This window comes from Alteromonas sp. IB21, from assembly GCF_016405965.1.
Taxonomy (GTDB): domain Bacteria; phylum Pseudomonadota; class Gammaproteobacteria; order Enterobacterales; family Alteromonadaceae; genus Alteromonas.
Map to the genome: position 1 here is coordinate 1 of NZ_JAEFCD010000043.1, position 14,233 is coordinate 14,233.

Annotated in this window: 23 protein-coding genes and 1 pseudogene; 11 read left to right on the forward strand and 13 right to left on the reverse strand. The window is 43.0% G+C overall.

Going from position 1 to position 14,233, the window contains the following annotated elements; translation table 11 throughout:
• Positions 1–229 precede the first annotated feature (229 nt).
• From JC525_RS19275 to JC525_RS19285, 3 genes are all read right to left on the reverse strand, one after another.
• The gene (locus tag JC525_RS19275) at positions 230–541 is read right to left on the reverse strand and encodes a hypothetical protein (RefSeq protein WP_198817738.1); all 312 of its coding nucleotides are present in this window, start codon (positions 539–541) and stop codon (positions 230–232) included.
• 117 nt (positions 542–658) lie between these two features.
• Positions 659–1,045 (reverse strand): VOC family protein, encoded by a 387-nt coding sequence (locus JC525_RS19280; protein ID WP_120963390.1) that lies wholly within the window; start codon positions 1,043–1,045, stop codon positions 659–661.
• A 49-nt stretch (positions 1,046–1,094) separates the two neighbouring features.
• A complete protein-coding gene (locus tag JC525_RS19285) occupies positions 1,095–1,349 on the reverse strand; it encodes a Rho-binding antiterminator (RefSeq protein ID WP_105930456.1) in 255 nt (84 codons plus the stop codon).
• A 325-nt stretch (positions 1,350–1,674) separates the two neighbouring features.
• Here JC525_RS19285 and JC525_RS19290 point away from each other — a divergent pair, with 325 nt between their 5' ends.
• From JC525_RS19290 to JC525_RS19300, 3 genes are all read left to right on the forward strand, one after another.
• Positions 1,675–2,793 carry a porin gene (locus JC525_RS19290; RefSeq protein ID WP_198817740.1) on the forward strand — a complete coding sequence of 373 codons (1,119 nt, stop codon included), beginning with the start codon at positions 1,675–1,677 and terminating at the stop codon, positions 2,791–2,793.
• A 19-nt stretch (positions 2,794–2,812) separates the two neighbouring features.
• The gene (locus JC525_RS19295; protein ID WP_198817742.1) at positions 2,813–3,610 is read left to right on the forward strand and encodes a substrate-binding periplasmic protein; all 798 of its coding nucleotides are present in this window, start codon (positions 2,813–2,815) and stop codon (positions 3,608–3,610) included.
• A gap of 171 nt (positions 3,611–3,781) precedes the next feature.
• Positions 3,782–5,053 (forward strand): NRAMP family divalent metal transporter, encoded by a 1,272-nt coding sequence (locus JC525_RS19300; protein WP_198817744.1) that lies wholly within the window; start codon positions 3,782–3,784, stop codon positions 5,051–5,053.
• A 220-nt stretch (positions 5,054–5,273) separates the two neighbouring features.
• Here the strand turns inward: JC525_RS19300 and JC525_RS19305 are convergent, their stop codons facing one another.
• Both JC525_RS19305 and JC525_RS19310 read right to left on the reverse strand, forming a co-directional pair.
• Complete coding sequence (locus JC525_RS19305) at positions 5,274–5,603, reverse strand: zinc ribbon domain-containing protein YjdM (protein ID WP_198817745.1); 330 nt, start codon at positions 5,601–5,603, stop codon at positions 5,274–5,276.
• A gap of 24 nt (positions 5,604–5,627) precedes the next feature.
• Positions 5,628–6,083: a GNAT family N-acetyltransferase gene (locus JC525_RS19310; protein WP_198817748.1), complete on the reverse strand. Its 456-nt coding sequence runs from the start codon at positions 6,081–6,083 to the stop codon at positions 5,628–5,630.
• Between the two features lie 160 nt (positions 6,084–6,243).
• On the opposite strand from JC525_RS19310, the gene JC525_RS19315 reads away from it, so the two are divergent.
• Positions 6,244–6,420, forward strand: a complete 177-nt coding sequence (locus JC525_RS19315; RefSeq protein ID WP_442859572.1) for a type II toxin-antitoxin system ParD family antitoxin — start codon at positions 6,244–6,246, stop codon at positions 6,418–6,420.
• A gap of 156 nt (positions 6,421–6,576) precedes the next feature.
• On the opposite strand, the gene JC525_RS19320 is transcribed toward JC525_RS19315, so the two are convergent.
• Positions 6,577–6,879 (reverse strand): type II toxin-antitoxin system RelE/ParE family toxin, encoded by a 303-nt coding sequence (locus JC525_RS19320; RefSeq protein ID WP_198817750.1) that lies wholly within the window; start codon positions 6,877–6,879, stop codon positions 6,577–6,579.
• Positions 6,867–7,124, reverse strand: coding sequence for a type II toxin-antitoxin system Phd/YefM family antitoxin (locus JC525_RS19325; RefSeq protein ID WP_198817752.1), 258 nt, complete (start codon positions 7,122–7,124; stop codon positions 6,867–6,869). The genes JC525_RS19320 and JC525_RS19325 overlap by 13 nt, the downstream gene beginning before the upstream one ends.
• Before the next feature lie 502 nt (positions 7,125–7,626).
• On the opposite strand from JC525_RS19325, the gene JC525_RS19330 reads away from it, so the two are divergent.
• Together JC525_RS19330 and JC525_RS19335 are read left to right on the forward strand one after the other, a co-directional pair.
• Positions 7,627–8,049, forward strand: coding sequence for a putative toxin-antitoxin system toxin component, PIN family (locus tag JC525_RS19330; protein WP_198817754.1), 423 nt, complete (start codon positions 7,627–7,629; stop codon positions 8,047–8,049).
• A 1-nt stretch (position 8,050) separates the two neighbouring features.
• Entirely contained in the window at positions 8,051–8,272 is a 222-nt protein-coding gene (locus tag JC525_RS19335; protein ID WP_012517112.1) for a toxin-antitoxin system HicB family antitoxin, read from the forward strand.
• A gap of 94 nt (positions 8,273–8,366) precedes the next feature.
• On the opposite strand, the gene JC525_RS19340 is transcribed toward JC525_RS19335, so the two are convergent.
• The gene (locus JC525_RS19340; RefSeq protein WP_198817756.1) at positions 8,367–8,612 is read right to left on the reverse strand and encodes a hypothetical protein; all 246 of its coding nucleotides are present in this window, start codon (positions 8,610–8,612) and stop codon (positions 8,367–8,369) included.
• Between the two features lie 149 nt (positions 8,613–8,761).
• Here JC525_RS19340 and JC525_RS19345 point away from each other — a divergent pair.
• Positions 8,762–9,916: pseudogene (locus JC525_RS19345) on the forward strand (IS110 family transposase).
• A 421-nt stretch (positions 9,917–10,337) separates the two neighbouring features.
• Here JC525_RS19345 and JC525_RS19350 read toward each other — a convergent pair.
• Positions 10,338–10,838: a flavodoxin family protein gene (locus JC525_RS19350; RefSeq protein WP_198817758.1), complete on the reverse strand. Its 501-nt coding sequence runs from the start codon at positions 10,836–10,838 to the stop codon at positions 10,338–10,340.
• A 193-nt stretch (positions 10,839–11,031) separates the two neighbouring features.
• On the opposite strand from JC525_RS19350, the gene JC525_RS19355 reads away from it, so the two are divergent.
• Together JC525_RS19355 and JC525_RS19360 are read left to right on the forward strand one after the other, a co-directional pair.
• Positions 11,032–11,253 carry a TA system antitoxin ParD family protein gene (locus tag JC525_RS19355; RefSeq protein ID WP_012518669.1) on the forward strand — a complete coding sequence of 74 codons (222 nt, stop codon included), beginning with the start codon at positions 11,032–11,034 and terminating at the stop codon, positions 11,251–11,253.
• Positions 11,246–11,536 carry a type II toxin-antitoxin system RelE/ParE family toxin gene (locus tag JC525_RS19360; RefSeq protein WP_018983976.1) on the forward strand — a complete coding sequence of 97 codons (291 nt, stop codon included), beginning with the start codon at positions 11,246–11,248 and terminating at the stop codon, positions 11,534–11,536. The genes JC525_RS19355 and JC525_RS19360 overlap by 8 nt, the downstream gene beginning before the upstream one ends.
• A 122-nt stretch (positions 11,537–11,658) precedes the next feature.
• Here JC525_RS19360 and JC525_RS19365 read toward each other — a convergent pair whose 3' ends face one another.
• Positions 11,659–12,066, reverse strand: a complete 408-nt coding sequence (locus JC525_RS19365) for a GNAT family N-acetyltransferase (protein WP_201285098.1) — start codon at positions 12,064–12,066, stop codon at positions 11,659–11,661.
• 195 nt (positions 12,067–12,261) lie between these two features.
• Between JC525_RS19365 and JC525_RS19370 the strand changes: the two genes are divergently transcribed.
• Both JC525_RS19370 and JC525_RS19375 read left to right on the forward strand, forming a co-directional pair.
• Positions 12,262–12,504: a type II toxin-antitoxin system ParD family antitoxin gene (locus JC525_RS19370; protein WP_198817760.1), complete on the forward strand. Its 243-nt coding sequence runs from the start codon at positions 12,262–12,264 to the stop codon at positions 12,502–12,504.
• Complete coding sequence (locus tag JC525_RS19375; RefSeq protein WP_069943669.1) at positions 12,501–12,803, forward strand: type II toxin-antitoxin system RelE/ParE family toxin; 303 nt, start codon at positions 12,501–12,503, stop codon at positions 12,801–12,803. The genes JC525_RS19370 and JC525_RS19375 overlap by 4 nt, the downstream gene beginning before the upstream one ends.
• A 104-nt stretch (positions 12,804–12,907) precedes the next feature.
• On the opposite strand, the gene JC525_RS19380 is transcribed toward JC525_RS19375, so the two are convergent.
• From JC525_RS19380 to JC525_RS19390, 3 genes are all read right to left on the reverse strand, one after another.
• Positions 12,908–13,525: a hypothetical protein gene (locus JC525_RS19380; protein ID WP_198817762.1), complete on the reverse strand. Its 618-nt coding sequence runs from the start codon at positions 13,523–13,525 to the stop codon at positions 12,908–12,910.
• Positions 13,526–13,624: 99 nt separating this feature from the next.
• Positions 13,625–13,879, reverse strand: coding sequence for a DUF2442 domain-containing protein (locus JC525_RS19385; protein WP_198817764.1), 255 nt, complete (start codon positions 13,877–13,879; stop codon positions 13,625–13,627).
• Entirely contained in the window at positions 13,860–14,096 is a 237-nt protein-coding gene (locus JC525_RS19390) for a DUF4160 domain-containing protein (RefSeq protein WP_071951665.1), read from the reverse strand. The genes JC525_RS19385 and JC525_RS19390 overlap by 20 nt, the downstream gene beginning before the upstream one ends.
• Positions 14,097–14,233 lie beyond the last annotated feature (137 nt).

Below are 14,233 nucleotides of genomic sequence, written 5' to 3' on the forward strand. Positions count from 1 at the left end.
CACTCAAATATGAATAGCGCCATTAGATCAAACTTTTAAGTCAATTGGTATTACATCTACACAGGTGATAGCGAGATGAAAAGTTAGCATGGCGAGATAAAACCCATGAGGTAAGTATGTCTTTACGACTTTTAACGCGACGGTGAACGGGGTGTTGCGCCAATGTAAACGTTGCACCAAGGTGGTTCAGTTTAAAGCTGAAAATGCCGTTCGCTTTGTCGCACTGTCGTTATTCAACAATGGAGAATACAACGATATCTTGTTTGTTGAACTCTACGCTGCATTGCATAATGCCTAAATGAAGTGGGCTGTAAGCCTCGATTTTACTGCCATTAGCAACGAACTCTGTATCCCATAGCAGCAAGTTTGCGGTGTCGAGTTGACGCTCAACATTTTTCTTCGACACGCCAGGCGTGAAATTATCGCAAAGAATAATGACTTCTCGCCGTGCTTCAATCCAATAGAACGTTGTAGTGATCAACAAGGCAATAGCTGCTATTGCAACGACGTCAGCGATAATCGAACGTTTCATGGCCTGCACGTTTGTCCTCTCCTATACGTCTTCATTTCAATAAAACTTTTCTGTGAAAATAAGGCAATGTAATGTGCCCCAAGTACGATTACCAAAGTTCTTAAGATGTAACTATATAAAGAAAGGTTACGCGGTTTGGATCAAATCCCACTTGTTGCCAAACTTATCTTTAAAAATAGCCACAGTGCCATATGCTTCTTTGCGTGGCGTTTCTAAAAACGTCACGCCTTTGGCTTTCATCTCATCAAAATCCCGCCAAAAATCATCAGTATTTAAAATCAAAAATACCTTGTCTGCGGCTTGATTACCAACAAGCGCTTTTTCATTGTCATTCTTTGCTTGGGCTAATAGCAAACTCCCTGCGCTCTGAGGTGGTGTTACTAAGACAAAACGTGAGTTCTCGCCGGTACTTTTGTCTTCGGTTAACGTGAAGTTTAGAACCGACGTAAAGTAGTGAATAGCGGTGTCGTAGTCGTCGACAAAAAATGTAATGGCAGACAAGTGTTGGTTCATAAAATCCGTGTCAGTTAATGAATAAATGAGAGTAGAGAGTGAATACTATCTAAAACCTTATCGTGGTGAAATGCGGGTTGTCAGCAATAGCGTGAAGTTGAGCGATTTCGACAAGTGGAATATTTTCATCAAGACCATTGATGTTAATACGCAGGCACTCAGTCGCTTCACCATTTCTTTTGCTAATAAGCGTGCTTAGTGCTCTGCCGCTTTTCATCTCACCATTCTTAAGTTCAACACTAATTTCCAACTGATAGATGCATGCAATTTCAATATAGTCGTATAGCTCACAGGCTATGCTCACACTTAATCCTTTTCAATTTAATGTTTAAACGTCATTTTGCTGTAATCGGCATCACGTAACTCATCGACTTAAAGTTCGCATCGTCACCTTGCAATAAAGACGAATGAAAACAACGCTAGCTTATGAAAAGCGTCTAATTCAGATTTGATATCGCAAAAATAAATCTAACATTTGCAAATGATCTTTTTGTAAGGTTTACGCAGTATTGTTCTACTGAAGGAATTATTTTGGCGTATCCATCACTACGGCGTTATCCCCCAGTTTTTTGCTGCAACGTCACTTGTCGTAAAGGGTTTCTCGCCGAAAATTGAATACAGGAACAGTAATGAACAAGCTACTATCTGCATTTTCTTTAGTTTCTATAGCTACATGCACAGCTGGTCTCGCCACTGCCGACGAACTGCCTTTCAATTTAAGCGGGCACGTTCGGGTAAACTACGGTCACCAAGATTGGCAAATACCTGAGTTTAGAGATGGGTTCGAATTTGAATCATTCAAGCTTGGTGTGTCGGGAGAGTCAGATCAATTTAGCTATAAAGCAGAGTATCGCTGGTATGAAAATACCGAGTTCGACACCATACGCTTTGCCGACCTTACCTATCATTTCGATGAACAGACACAGATTACCGCAGGTATAACGCAAACGCCTTTTGGTCTTCAGCCTTTTGCCAGTAATAACTTTTGGTTTTCGGTAAATTATTATTTAGGCTTTGAAGATGATTACGATGCTGGTGTGAAAATTAATCACGATTGGGGTAATTGGGATTTTCAAGCGGCGTACTTCATGAACGACGAATACAACGATGCCGCTGAATTTGGGCGCTATTCGTTTGATGTTGCCGACGATGGTGAATATCGAAATAAAGAAGATGGTCAGTATAATCTGCGAGCGAATTACTCTGCCAACTTTATCCGTGGTGCCACTACAGATATTGGTGTGTCGTATCAATACGGCAACATTTTAAATTTGGATACTCTGGATGATGGCGATATGTCTGCTTATGCAGTTCACATGCGCCACACCCAGGGCGATGTAAAGGTTGAGCTACAGTACATTGATTATGAATATGACTTAGCTGCGCCTGAAGGGCAGGCGGATGACCGCATTGCGCTTTCATCTTTCACTTTTCCATTCTTAGCTGCCGCTGACGGCAAAACCTATTCAGCTAACCTTGTCTATTCCGTTCCTTATAACTTCGACCATATAGAGTCACTTACCTGTTACTCAGAATATAGCGTGGCTAAAGGCGAGGGGAGCGAAGGAAAAAATTCATCACAATGGATAAATGGCTGTAGCTTTGGCTGGGATAAACTGTTTGTTTATGTAGATAGTATCCAAGGCAAAAATATGTGGTTTTCAGGTGGTCCAGGCGTAGGCTTAGATTTAGGCGGCCGACAAGAAACCACTCATCGCCTAAACATTAACCTTGGCATTTACTTCTAAAACCTAACAGGACTTTGACATGCGATTACTATTTATAGCGACTTTGATACTTGCGCTAATACCAATGCAAAGTTTTGCCCATGCGTGGATGAAACTGCGAATAGCGACCAGTGAATATGCCCCCTACACCTCGACAGACATGCAGCAAGACGGATATATCAATCACATTATTGCCGATGCCTTTTTAGAAACGGGCGTGGAAGTTGAATTTGTATCTTTGCCGTGGGAAGAGGCATTAGAAGCAACGTTAAGGGGTGAGTACGATGCGCTTTCTTACGGTAACTTTGTTCGGTCAAGAGAGCGCGAGTTCTACCATAGCAACCCAATTAGTGCTGAAAGCCTAGTATTTTACGTTAATGCCGAGAAAGGCCCTAAAACATGGTCTGAACTTGAAGAGCTAAAAGGCTTAAAAATGGGCATGACAGAGGGCTACTTATATAACGACGAAATAGCGGCGTTTATCAAAGATAACGAGAATGTAATTCAGCGAACAACTGATAAGGAAAACTTTCAAGCGCTGATTGACGGAGAAATAGATATTTTCCCTATCGATGAACTCACTGGTTGGTATTTGCTACAACGGGAGTTTAGTCGCGGTGAGCGCCGTGATGTAATGACTATTAAGCCCTTCGTTTCAACCATCACAACCCATTTATTAGTGCCTAAAGGCACAGCTGATAGTCAACTTGTTCTTTCTTTGTTCAACAAAGGTCTAGAGGAACTTACTCTTGAAGGTAAACTCACTCGATTTAAACGCCTACTTAAAGAAGGTTATTACCAGCATCCGCAGAAGAAGGTGAATTACGACAGACGTTAGCGCCTACAAAGCTTGAACCTTCTCTATTAAGCTAATATGGCAAGGGCTGTAAACCAACTAGTTAAGCAGCCTACGCTACATGTTCCGCTGGTTAGCATGAACGCGCTTTTCTGTTTTAAATTTAACTGCTAAGGTTGATGGCTATTTCGTAACGCCCACCTAGAGGTTGCCTTGTTGTACACAGCTGAAACATCGATCTTTGCTCGCTTAACTGCATTAATGAAACTACTTGGTCCTGGTGTCCTCATGGCCACGGCCGCGGTGGGCGGCAGTCACCTAGTAGCTTCAACTCAAGCTGGTGCAAAGTTCGGCTGGCAGCTGGCGCTTCTTATATTAGTTGTGAATCTGCTCAAATATCCGTTTTTCAGGGCGGGTGTGAGTTACACCATCAGCACGAACCAAACATTGCAGCAGGGCTATCTAAAAATGGGGTGGCGCTATTTAGCCGTAGCCCTTTGTTTAAATACAATCGCTTCGGTAGTAAACGCGGCAGCACTTTTGCTGTTTGCAGCAAGCCTACTGTCTTATTTTGTTCCTTTTGATATTGCCATAACACTGTCGTCTTCCATTGTGCTTGCGTTGATACTATTGATTTTATTAAAAGGGCACTTTGAAGGGTTAGACAATATCGCTAAAGGTATTATGGGGGTGCTGGTTATTGCTACTGTCGCTGTGTTTATTGTAGCGCTGGGCAATTACTCCGAGCCAGCCGGCCCTACTGTTACACCGCCCTCTCCGTGGACCCTTGCCACCCTTGGTTTTCTTGTCTTCACCATGGGGTGGATGCCAGCGCCCATTGAAATATCTTCTATCACATCGCTTTGGTTAAAGCGCCAATGCTCTGACCAAGCGGTAACGCCTAAATCAGCGTTGTTCGACTTTAACTTAGGTTATGCTGTAACCGTAGTTCTCGCGCTTTTATTTTTGGGGCTAGGTGCACTAATTTTATACGGCAGTGGGACAGAGCTCAGCGCGAGTGGCATTGGTTTTTCTCATCAGCTTATCAGCATGTACTCATCAACTATTGGGGAATGGGCCCATTGGCTTATCGCTGTCGTGGCCTTCTTATGTATATTTGGGTCTGCGCTAACGGTCTATGACGGTTACGCAAGGGTTGTGGCAGAAGCTATAACCTTGTTATTTAAAGGCGACAAGCTGACCCGAAATACTCTCGTTACCCCTGTATTACTATTTATGGCGGTGGCCAGTTTCATCATTGTGCTTTTTTTCAAAGCTGCACTACTGGCTATGCTTGGCTTCGCGATGACGCTAGCCTTTATCACAACCCCCATGTTCGCTTGGCTTAATCATAAACTTGTTGAACAAACTCAACTTCACAAAGATGCCGCACCTAATATTATCGTGAGAGGGCTAAGCTACATTGGGCTAATTTATTTGTTTGGATTTCTGACTGTGTTTATTTGGTGGAAATGGCTCAGCTAATTCGCAAGACTTGTTGTCGAGAACCATTAGTTTGCTTATCAAAGCTTTTGTGAGCGACTTTTCTAGCTTATTAGCGCGAAGCTAAACAAAAAATTATGGCGAGATGGCTTAGCAGATATGCCAATTGAGACAGTTGTCGCGCTACCCGAATGAGCAACGCGATATTACACTGATTTATTATGCTGCGCTAAATAAATAGCGAAGCGAAGGATACCCTTTGTTATGCTTTTTTAACGAACTGGGCTGTAAGCATCATTTCACCGGCACCATCTACTTTGCAGTCTAGCTGGTGGTCTTTGGCATCTTTCACATGACGTATAACTGCTTTCGTGCCAATTTTTAAAACCAGTGAGCTTCCTTTTACTTTCAAATCTTTCGCTAGGGTAATTTTATCGCCGGCCACTAAAGGTGTTCCATTAAAATCTTTAGCAGACACTTCTTCTTCAACATCGGTTGGGTTCCACTCGTGTCCACACTCAGGGCAAATCAGCAGTGACTGATCTTCGTAAACATATTCTGATTGGCAATGCGGGCAAGGAGGTAGTGACATCTGGAATTCTCTTAAAATGCTAAATTAAAGTGCTAGCGTCATAAAATGACTATTAGGGTCGAGTGAGTAATTAGCGAAGGGCCCGCAGTCAATGAATCCAAACTTTTTGTATAGTGTTCTCGCTGCCAAAAAGTAATCCTGGGTCCCTGTTTCTAAACTTACCCTACTAAACCCTTTCATTTTCGCATGTTCCAGAGCAAAAAGTAATAACTCAGAGGCCACACCTTGCCCTCTAAACGACTTGGCGGTTCGCATAGACTTCAATTCGGCATGCTCAGTATCAAGATTTCTGATGGCAACGCAGCCTGCAAGTTGACGTGCTTTCCAAGCACTAAAAAAGGTAATGTCGGGAGCTTTGAGTGCATTGACATCCAGGGCATGGACGCTTTCTGTGGGAGATGTGGCGTACATATCTGACAGGTGCTCTTCTAAAAGTGCCAGCACCTCTCCCGAGCTTAGATCATCAATAACAATTTCCATATAAATAAATGCCTTCTAAGAATTTGAAAGAGCTATGCCTTTATTGTTTAAGTCTTTAACCATGTTAAAAAACGGTCGTCTTCACATTTTATAACAAAACCATCTCTTTGATATAAAGCGACAGCAGGACTAATTTTAAAGACTCGCAACGGGACAGAGCATACGTCTTGCGGGGCCAGCGAGCGAAGTGATTCATTCAGCTCTTCGCTTGCTAGAAGCACAGGAGACCAAATTAAACACTTTGCGTCAATTACTTGTAGCAGGTGAAGAAAGCGGCGAGGTTGAATACGACCTTGAGCACCTGATATCAGAACTAGATAACGAACTTACAAAGTGAAGCCATGTAAGTTAACTGTACTCGCAAAATCTGAAATATGGGTACCTACTTAAGACAAAGCGTCGATAAGTTTACTTCATTTTTGCCCATGCCGATGGCAAAGAGCGAACTGAATCAATAGCTCCTTTTAACTCCTTGTTAGCCGTTTTACCAAACCTACTGTTTCGTTAGCATTAGCCGACGCAAATCTCGCTCCGCACGCATAACAAAAAGAATACGAACCTTTTCATCATCATACTTGTAGAAAACACGACACGGATTTACAACGACTTCACGACAATTGAGGTGTTCCAGTTCTGGTGGGACGCGTCCAGAGTCTGGAAAATCAACCAAACGTTCAACTTTTGTAAAAACGGTTTGCACCAGTTGTTTAGCAGCCACGACATTTTCAAGCGCGATGTATTCTGCAATATCATTCAGATCGGATAGAGCCGGCTCCGTCCAAATTATTTCAACCATTTTGACATTCTGTCCTTAGCATCTTGATGGCTGATCACTTTGCCATCCGCTAGAGCTCGCTCGCCACGAGCAATGCCTTCGAGGATCGCTAAACGATTTTGCATAAATTCATAATCTTCTACATCAATAAGGTAAGCTGACGGCTTTCCGTGCTCAGTTATCAATACGGGCTCTTTCGTATCATGAAGATCGGCAAGGATCTTAGTGGCCTGCCGTTTTAGTGACGTCACAAGTTCTACTTTCATTTGAGCTGCTCCAAAGAAACACCAAAGTGATACTATTCTATCACTCTGAGCATAGCAAGTTTTCAAACGGCTAGACACAATGACTCCCTGTAAAAGTGCTAGCCCCCGCATTTTCGTGGGTTAACTTTTCAGCCACCGGAGCGCCGGCCGGAGTCCATTATTAGTTTGTTCAATACTAAATCAATTTGGAGGCTAGCATGAACAAACATAGCATGATTTTTATCGGGTTGGATACGCATAAAGAGTTTCATGAGGTTGCTTATTATGAGTGAGAAACAAAGCTAATTATGGGCTGAAAGAATGTCAGGGATGCACTCGCTCAGGGTTGACAAAGGGAGTCATACCAACGCTAAGCTTTGGGGTGCTAGCACGTGGGCTAAAATCCGAACGAAGTGAGCCGCCCGCGTGTATGCGTCCCAGCGAACGCAGTGAGTGTGTTGATTGATTGTTAGCTGACATTGTCAAATTGAAAAATGATAGCATATACGCTAGCATGTAAACCATGAATAAAGTAGTTGTTGACACCAGTGTACTTATTAGCGCCCTGATTGGCAAAACAGGGCCAGCCCGAGAAGTGATAAGGCAATGCTTGTTGGGGGATTTAAAGCCGCTGATTAGCACGACCTTATTCTTGGAGTACGAAGCAGTAAGCAAGCGAGACAAAATTAAAGAATTGTGCCCGCTTACCGAGGACGAAGTGAGCGAGTTGCTAGCAGCATTTTTTAGTGTTTGCGAATGGGTTCAGATACATTATTTGTGGCGGCCAAATTTAAAAGATGAAGGCGATAACTTTCTTATAGAGCTTGCAGTGGCAGGGAATGCCGAGAGCATTATTACGAATAACCTAAAAGACCTGAAAAATGCGGAATTACAATTTGATGGTTTGAAAGTGTTAGCGCCTGAAGATTATTTGAGAGGAGTTTAATATGTCCACTTTAACTGTACGTCTACCAGACGATAAGCATAATCGATTGAAGGCTTTGGCAGCGCATAAAAAGTTGAGCTTAAATAAATTGATAGAAGAATTGTCTACGCAAGCGATAGCTGAATTTGATACTGAGGTAAGATTTAAGGCGATTGCTGCTACTGGAGACAAAAAGAAAGGTTTGGAACTTCTAGATAAGCTTGATTCACACTTTGGCAGCTAACACTAAGCTTTTGGGGCGCATACACGGGGCTATAATCGCGAAGCGGCCTCGTGTATGTGTCCCAGCGACCGAAGGGAGTGCCAACAGCGTATTGTTATACGCCGCTATCACGACGATGCTTTTCGATTGACTCTGAAATAGCATTTGTTTTTGCTTGTGATTGACTCCTGCACTTCTTTCTATCATCAATATGTCCGGTAGAGCAGCTACTATTACTATTCTCACCTTTTATCACTGCTGAGGTGGTGTTGTAGATTGCATCGAGGCCGTCATTAGGCGTATTGATTGTGCCACAGCCAACAAGGGCAAGTGAAAGAAGAGATAATACAAGGTACTTCATTTAGTTAAATCCTTTTAGGTGTATAGACACAATGACTCCCTGTAAAAGTGCTAGCCCCCGCATTTTCGTGGGTTAACTTTTCAGCCACCGGAGCGCCGGCCGGAGTCCATTATTAGTTTGTTCAATACTAAATCAATTTGGAGGCTAGCATGAACAAACATAGCATGATTTTTATCGGGTTGGATACGCATAAAGAGTTTCATGAGGTTGCTTATTGTGAAGAACAGCGTGGAGCGAAACCGGTCCATTATGGACGTATCCCCTCATCAAAGATTAGTGTCAAAAAGCTGCTCCGCCAGTTTGAATCTAAATATCCTGGTGCAACACTTCACGTTGTTTACGAAGCAGGGCCATGTGGCTACTGGATATATCGTCTCATTACCAGTCTTGGGCATTGTTGCTATGTAGTGGCTCCGTCTCTTATTCCCAAAAAGCCAGGAGAGCGAATTAAAACCGACCGCCGAAATGCGCTTAAACTCGTTAGGTCACTTAAGTCTGAAGATCTCACGCCCATATATGTGCCTGAGCCGGAGGATGAAGCCGTTCGCGACTAATCCCGTGCTCGTGAAGCGGCAATGAAGGATTTAAAAGAAGCAAAGTATCAACTCAAAGCCTTATTACTTCGCAACAACATACGTTATGAAGGCACTGCCAGCTGGTCGAAGAAGCACCTGCGCTGGCTCACCGAACTGATTTTGCCTCATCCAGCCCAGCAAATTGTCTTGCAGGAACAACTGCAAACCATTGAGGAACGTATCCGGCGACTGGAAAGGCTCGACAATGAGTTAACCCACCATGTACACCAATGGCGTTATTACCCAGTAGTGAAAGCCGTTCAGGCGATGCGAGGCGTTCGATTGCTCGTTGCTGTTGGTGTGGTGGCAGAGCTCGGTGATTTACACCGCTTCGACCATCCCAGAAAGCTAATGTCTTATCTAGGCTTAGTTCCCAGTGAACAATCATCAGGTGGAAAGCGACACTTAGGAGCCATTACAAAAGCAGGAAATGGTCGAGCAAGGCGTTTACTGATTGAGGGGGCGCATAGCTATCGTTATCCGGCTAATGTCTCTACTGAATTACAGTTGAGGCAGGAAGGCTTACCTAAAGACATCGTCGATATCGCTTGGAAAGTACAGCTGCGTCTTTGCAAACGCTATCAGCGCATGAGTAAAAAGGGAAAGCACTACAATCTAATCATTACCGCGATAGCTAGAGAAATGGCGGCATACATCTGGGCTATTGCAAAGGAAGTGGTACTTACGCCGGTTAATCCAAAACTAAGACTGAGCCGTGTACCTGCATGATAAACGAGTTTGAGCTAACGCATTCGGATCAGGCCGCGGGATGTGGCACAACCTACGAGGGCGTTATGATGGCAATCACTTAATGGTGATTGATCCACGAGTCTAGACTGATGAGAAGGTGCTACGGCGGAACATGTAAGGTCAGCTCTGCTTATTCAATGAATAAATAACCTACGAATACCAGCATACCAACCGACGACATTACTGCCTCATCCGGTGCGTTAGCTCAATTTATTATGAGTGAGAAACAAAGCTAATTATGGGCTGAAAGAATGTCAGGGATGCACTCGCTCAGGGTTGACAAAGGGAGTCATACCAACGCTAAGCTTTGGGGCGCTAGCACGTGGGCTAAAATCCGAACGAAGTGAGTCAGCCCATGTGTTTGCGTCCCAGCGAGCCCGCGAGCGACTACAGCAGTTTGTTATGCGATTTTGCCAAGAAAATCTTGAATTGCCTGCTGGTGTTGCTGAGGGTTAAACTCATCCGGGCAGCAACAATACAGAGGATCATGATAAACCAGTCCAAGGTAGTTCGAAATTAGTTCAAATTGCCCTGTAAAACTAGAGGGCAATTCCGCATCTGTTCCTGTAGCAATTACTGATATTGGCATGCCGCGCAGTTTTCGACCAAGCTTTTTATTTACAGTGAGCAAATCAGTAAACCGATCAAAGAAGGTTTTCAACTGTGCCGACATTGAATACCAGTATACAGGCGTAGCGAATACAACAAAGTCTGATAATACCATGCGTTCAACTAGCGGAATGAAGTCGTCAGAAATATTGCGACTTTTGTAATCAAAATACGAAATCGATAGCTCTTGAAGGTCAACAATTTGAGCGTGAAGGCTTTCTGCTATCTCTTTAGATAGCTTTGCAGTATTACCGTTAGATCTAGAACTAGCTAAGACAACCAGAAAATTCAAATCGATATCCTTATCGCATAACGCCCGCATAACGGGCAAAAATACGTAGGCTATAATACTGAGCAAAGCGAAGGGAGCCTACGTGTTTTTGTCCCTAGCGAGCGTAGCGAGTGTTAATGCGTTTGTTATACGCAATTTGCCACACCTGTAGCGCATTGCTACAATGTGGTGACGAACCATTAGGAGATATATTATGGCAACCGCGAGCGTAAGACTAGACCAAGATCTAGTTGAGAAAGCTACAATTATGGGTAAAGCACTAAACCGAACTATGCCAAAACAGATAGAGCATTGGGCTAAGATAGGTGAAATGATGGAAGATAATCCAGATTTGCCTTACGAATTCGTAAAACAGGCAATTATCTCCAAAGCTGAAAAAGAGGCAGGAAAATTGGAGCCTTACGATTTTGGCTAAGATTACCAGTGTTTTACAAACAGCTAATTTTAAGAGAGCAGTAAAAAAGTTACATCAGAATCAGAAAAAAGACTTGGATAAAGCTGTTAAGGAGCTAATGGCCGATCCTCTTCTAGGCGAGCAGAAAAAAGGCGACCTAGCCTTTCTTCGTGTGTACAAATTCAAGATGGTCAAGCAGTTAACTTTACTTGGTTACAGCTACGAGGATGGCACTGTAATACTTGAATTGATAGCTCTTGGCTCTCATGAAAACTTTTATCGCGATGTTAAAAAGTTATTCTGACCAATTGCGTATAACTTTAAGCTAAGGGGCGCAGATACGTGGGGCATAATGGCGAAGCCGCCCCGCGTGTATGCGTCCCAGCGAACGAAGTGAGTGGCAACAGCGCTTTGTTAGGGCTTTGGCTAAATAAACCTGCACATGCCAAAGCCAAGAGTTTCACCAGTTCGTGATTGGAACCCAAATTTTTCATAGAACTTTTCTTTTCCATATGCTGAAAAAAGTCCAATAGTTGACCCCGGTGGGCAGTTTAAAGTTAGGTAATTATTAATAGATTGCATTATTTTAGAACCTAGGCCAAGTTTTTGATGTTTTGGGTGAACAATGACGTCTTGGATATAAAAGAACATAGAATTGTCACCAATCACTCGGCCACAACCAACGAGTTCATTATCTAGGTACAATGAAACCCAAAATAAAGAAGAATCTATGCTGCGTTGAACGAATAACAACTCTGGATTTTTCCAGCCAATGGCATTTCTTATTGAAGTAAAATCAATCGCGTTTGGCGGCTCTTCTTTTAAAATAATCACTGTGGGAATAGTCCTTTTGCCCTAACACCCACATAAGGGGCAGTAACACATGGGCTAAAATCCGAGCGAAGCGACAGAGCCCATGTGTTACTGTCCCAGCGAGCCTGCGAGCGGCTTAATGTGATTGTTATGCGCTATTGACTTACAACGCGCAAGTACCATAATTAGGTATATATTGGTACTTGGAGAAATCAGATGGCTAAAAACACCAGCATTACCCTTGGAGACCATTTTGATGGCTTTATTGCTAGCCAAATTCAAACTGGTCGGTATGGTTCAGCAAGTGAGGTGATTCGTTCAGCTCTTCGCTTGCTAGAAACACAGGAAACCAAATTAAACACTCTGCGTCAATTACTTGTAGCAGGTGAAGAAAGCGGTGAAGTTGAATACGACCTTGAGCATCTGATATCAGAACTAGACGGTGAATTAAAAGAGTGAAACCGTTTAAATTAACCGTACTAGCAAAATCAGATCTAAAAGATATCGCATTGTTTACGCAACGGAAATGGGGCCGAGAACAGCGTAATGTATATCTTAAACAATTCGACGATTCATTTTGGATGTTGTCTGAAAATCCTGATATTGGTAAAAGCTGCGACGAAATAAGAGATGGATACAGAAAATTTCCTCAAGGTAGCCATGTGATTTTCTACAAACAAACGGGCAGTCAGGAAATTCTGATCATAAGAATCCTTCATAAAAGTATGGATGTAAATCCTGTACGCTTTGGCGCATAACACCCCACTAAGGGGCGATAACACATGGGCTAAAATCGGGAACGAAGTGACGCAGCCCATGTGTTAGCGTCCCAGCGAGCAGCGCGAGCGCCTTTAGTGTTTTGTTATATTTCAAAGCCGCTGGACTCTAATATAGAGATTTTTTCCAATACTTGTTCAATATAAAAATTATCTAAACATTTAGACCACTTTTTAAAATGTTCAAGGTCTCCTAATGCTGCATCCACATTGAATAGCATATGATAAAAAGGTCCTTTAGGAGAGAAACACCAAGAGTCTTCTTTTGTAAGCGCCTCTTGTGCTGCCTCTAAGGTCGTAAACCTTTCAAAGAATGGGAATGCGATTTTTTCTATTGCGCTTTTAATTTTTATAGCGAAGTCTTGAGAAGCTTCCTCAATATTAACTTCCCAATTGCCATCGCCGGAGTAATCAAGTCCAAGCATAGAATTAACGTTCGGCGAATACTGTTGAATTTGGTATGGCATCGGGTGGGCATTCAGTGCCTTTTCAACTTTCCTCGCATTATCAAAGTTTCTGCCAAAGTAGAAAGATACGTCTATTAAAGGAGACCATTTGTTTGACCCAGCTAAGATTATAACGTCGAAGCCTGAGGCTCGTCTGCGTTTAAGCATTAACTTTGATTTATAGAATGTAAACTCATCTCCAAGTAAATCAGCAATTTCTTGTCCAAGTTTCTTTTTATAAGTATCAGCCGCCAACACGGACCCTCCTTGGAATATAACGCCCTAATTTGGAGGCACAAACGCGTGGGCTATACTGCGAAGCAGAGCCCGCGTGTTTGTGTCCCCAACATTTGATTGTTATCTTCTGCTGCGATTGCCGACAAGTAGACCTGCTATACTCAGATCTTCATCCAGTTGCGGCCAATGTATCCCTTCGCCATCTCCTAATAGTTCCCAATCCTGCAATTGAGATGTGCTTGCTTGAGAAAGACTAGGAAACCAGGATAAGGGTACAGAAATAGTTCTACCGTCGATTAATTCGACAATTAACGAACTTTCATCGAAAGACACCGACAGAGCTTGTGGGTGATGTTCAACTGCTAAAGTAGCCATTCCAAGCCTCCAAAAAAGCATCTCTATTTTCGACAACAAGCTTTTCCAAAGTTCTGAGTTCTTTGGGAGTAAAGCGAGTTGAACTTGCTAACGCGACAGGACGAAGCCAGAACTTAGCTAGCATTCTTTCGCGTTGAATATGAATGTGGGCAGGTTCACCATTTTCGTTACTATAGAAGAAAAAGCGATATGGCCCAATTTTTAATACTGTTGGCATGATAAAAGGTTATATGAAAAGTGCGGGAATGCCAATGAGAAGATAACGCTAAGCTTTGGGGCGCTAGCACGTGGGCTAAAATCCGAGATAATTGGACTCCCCCAACTCAGTGAGCTGGGTTAATATTTTAGTTCTCA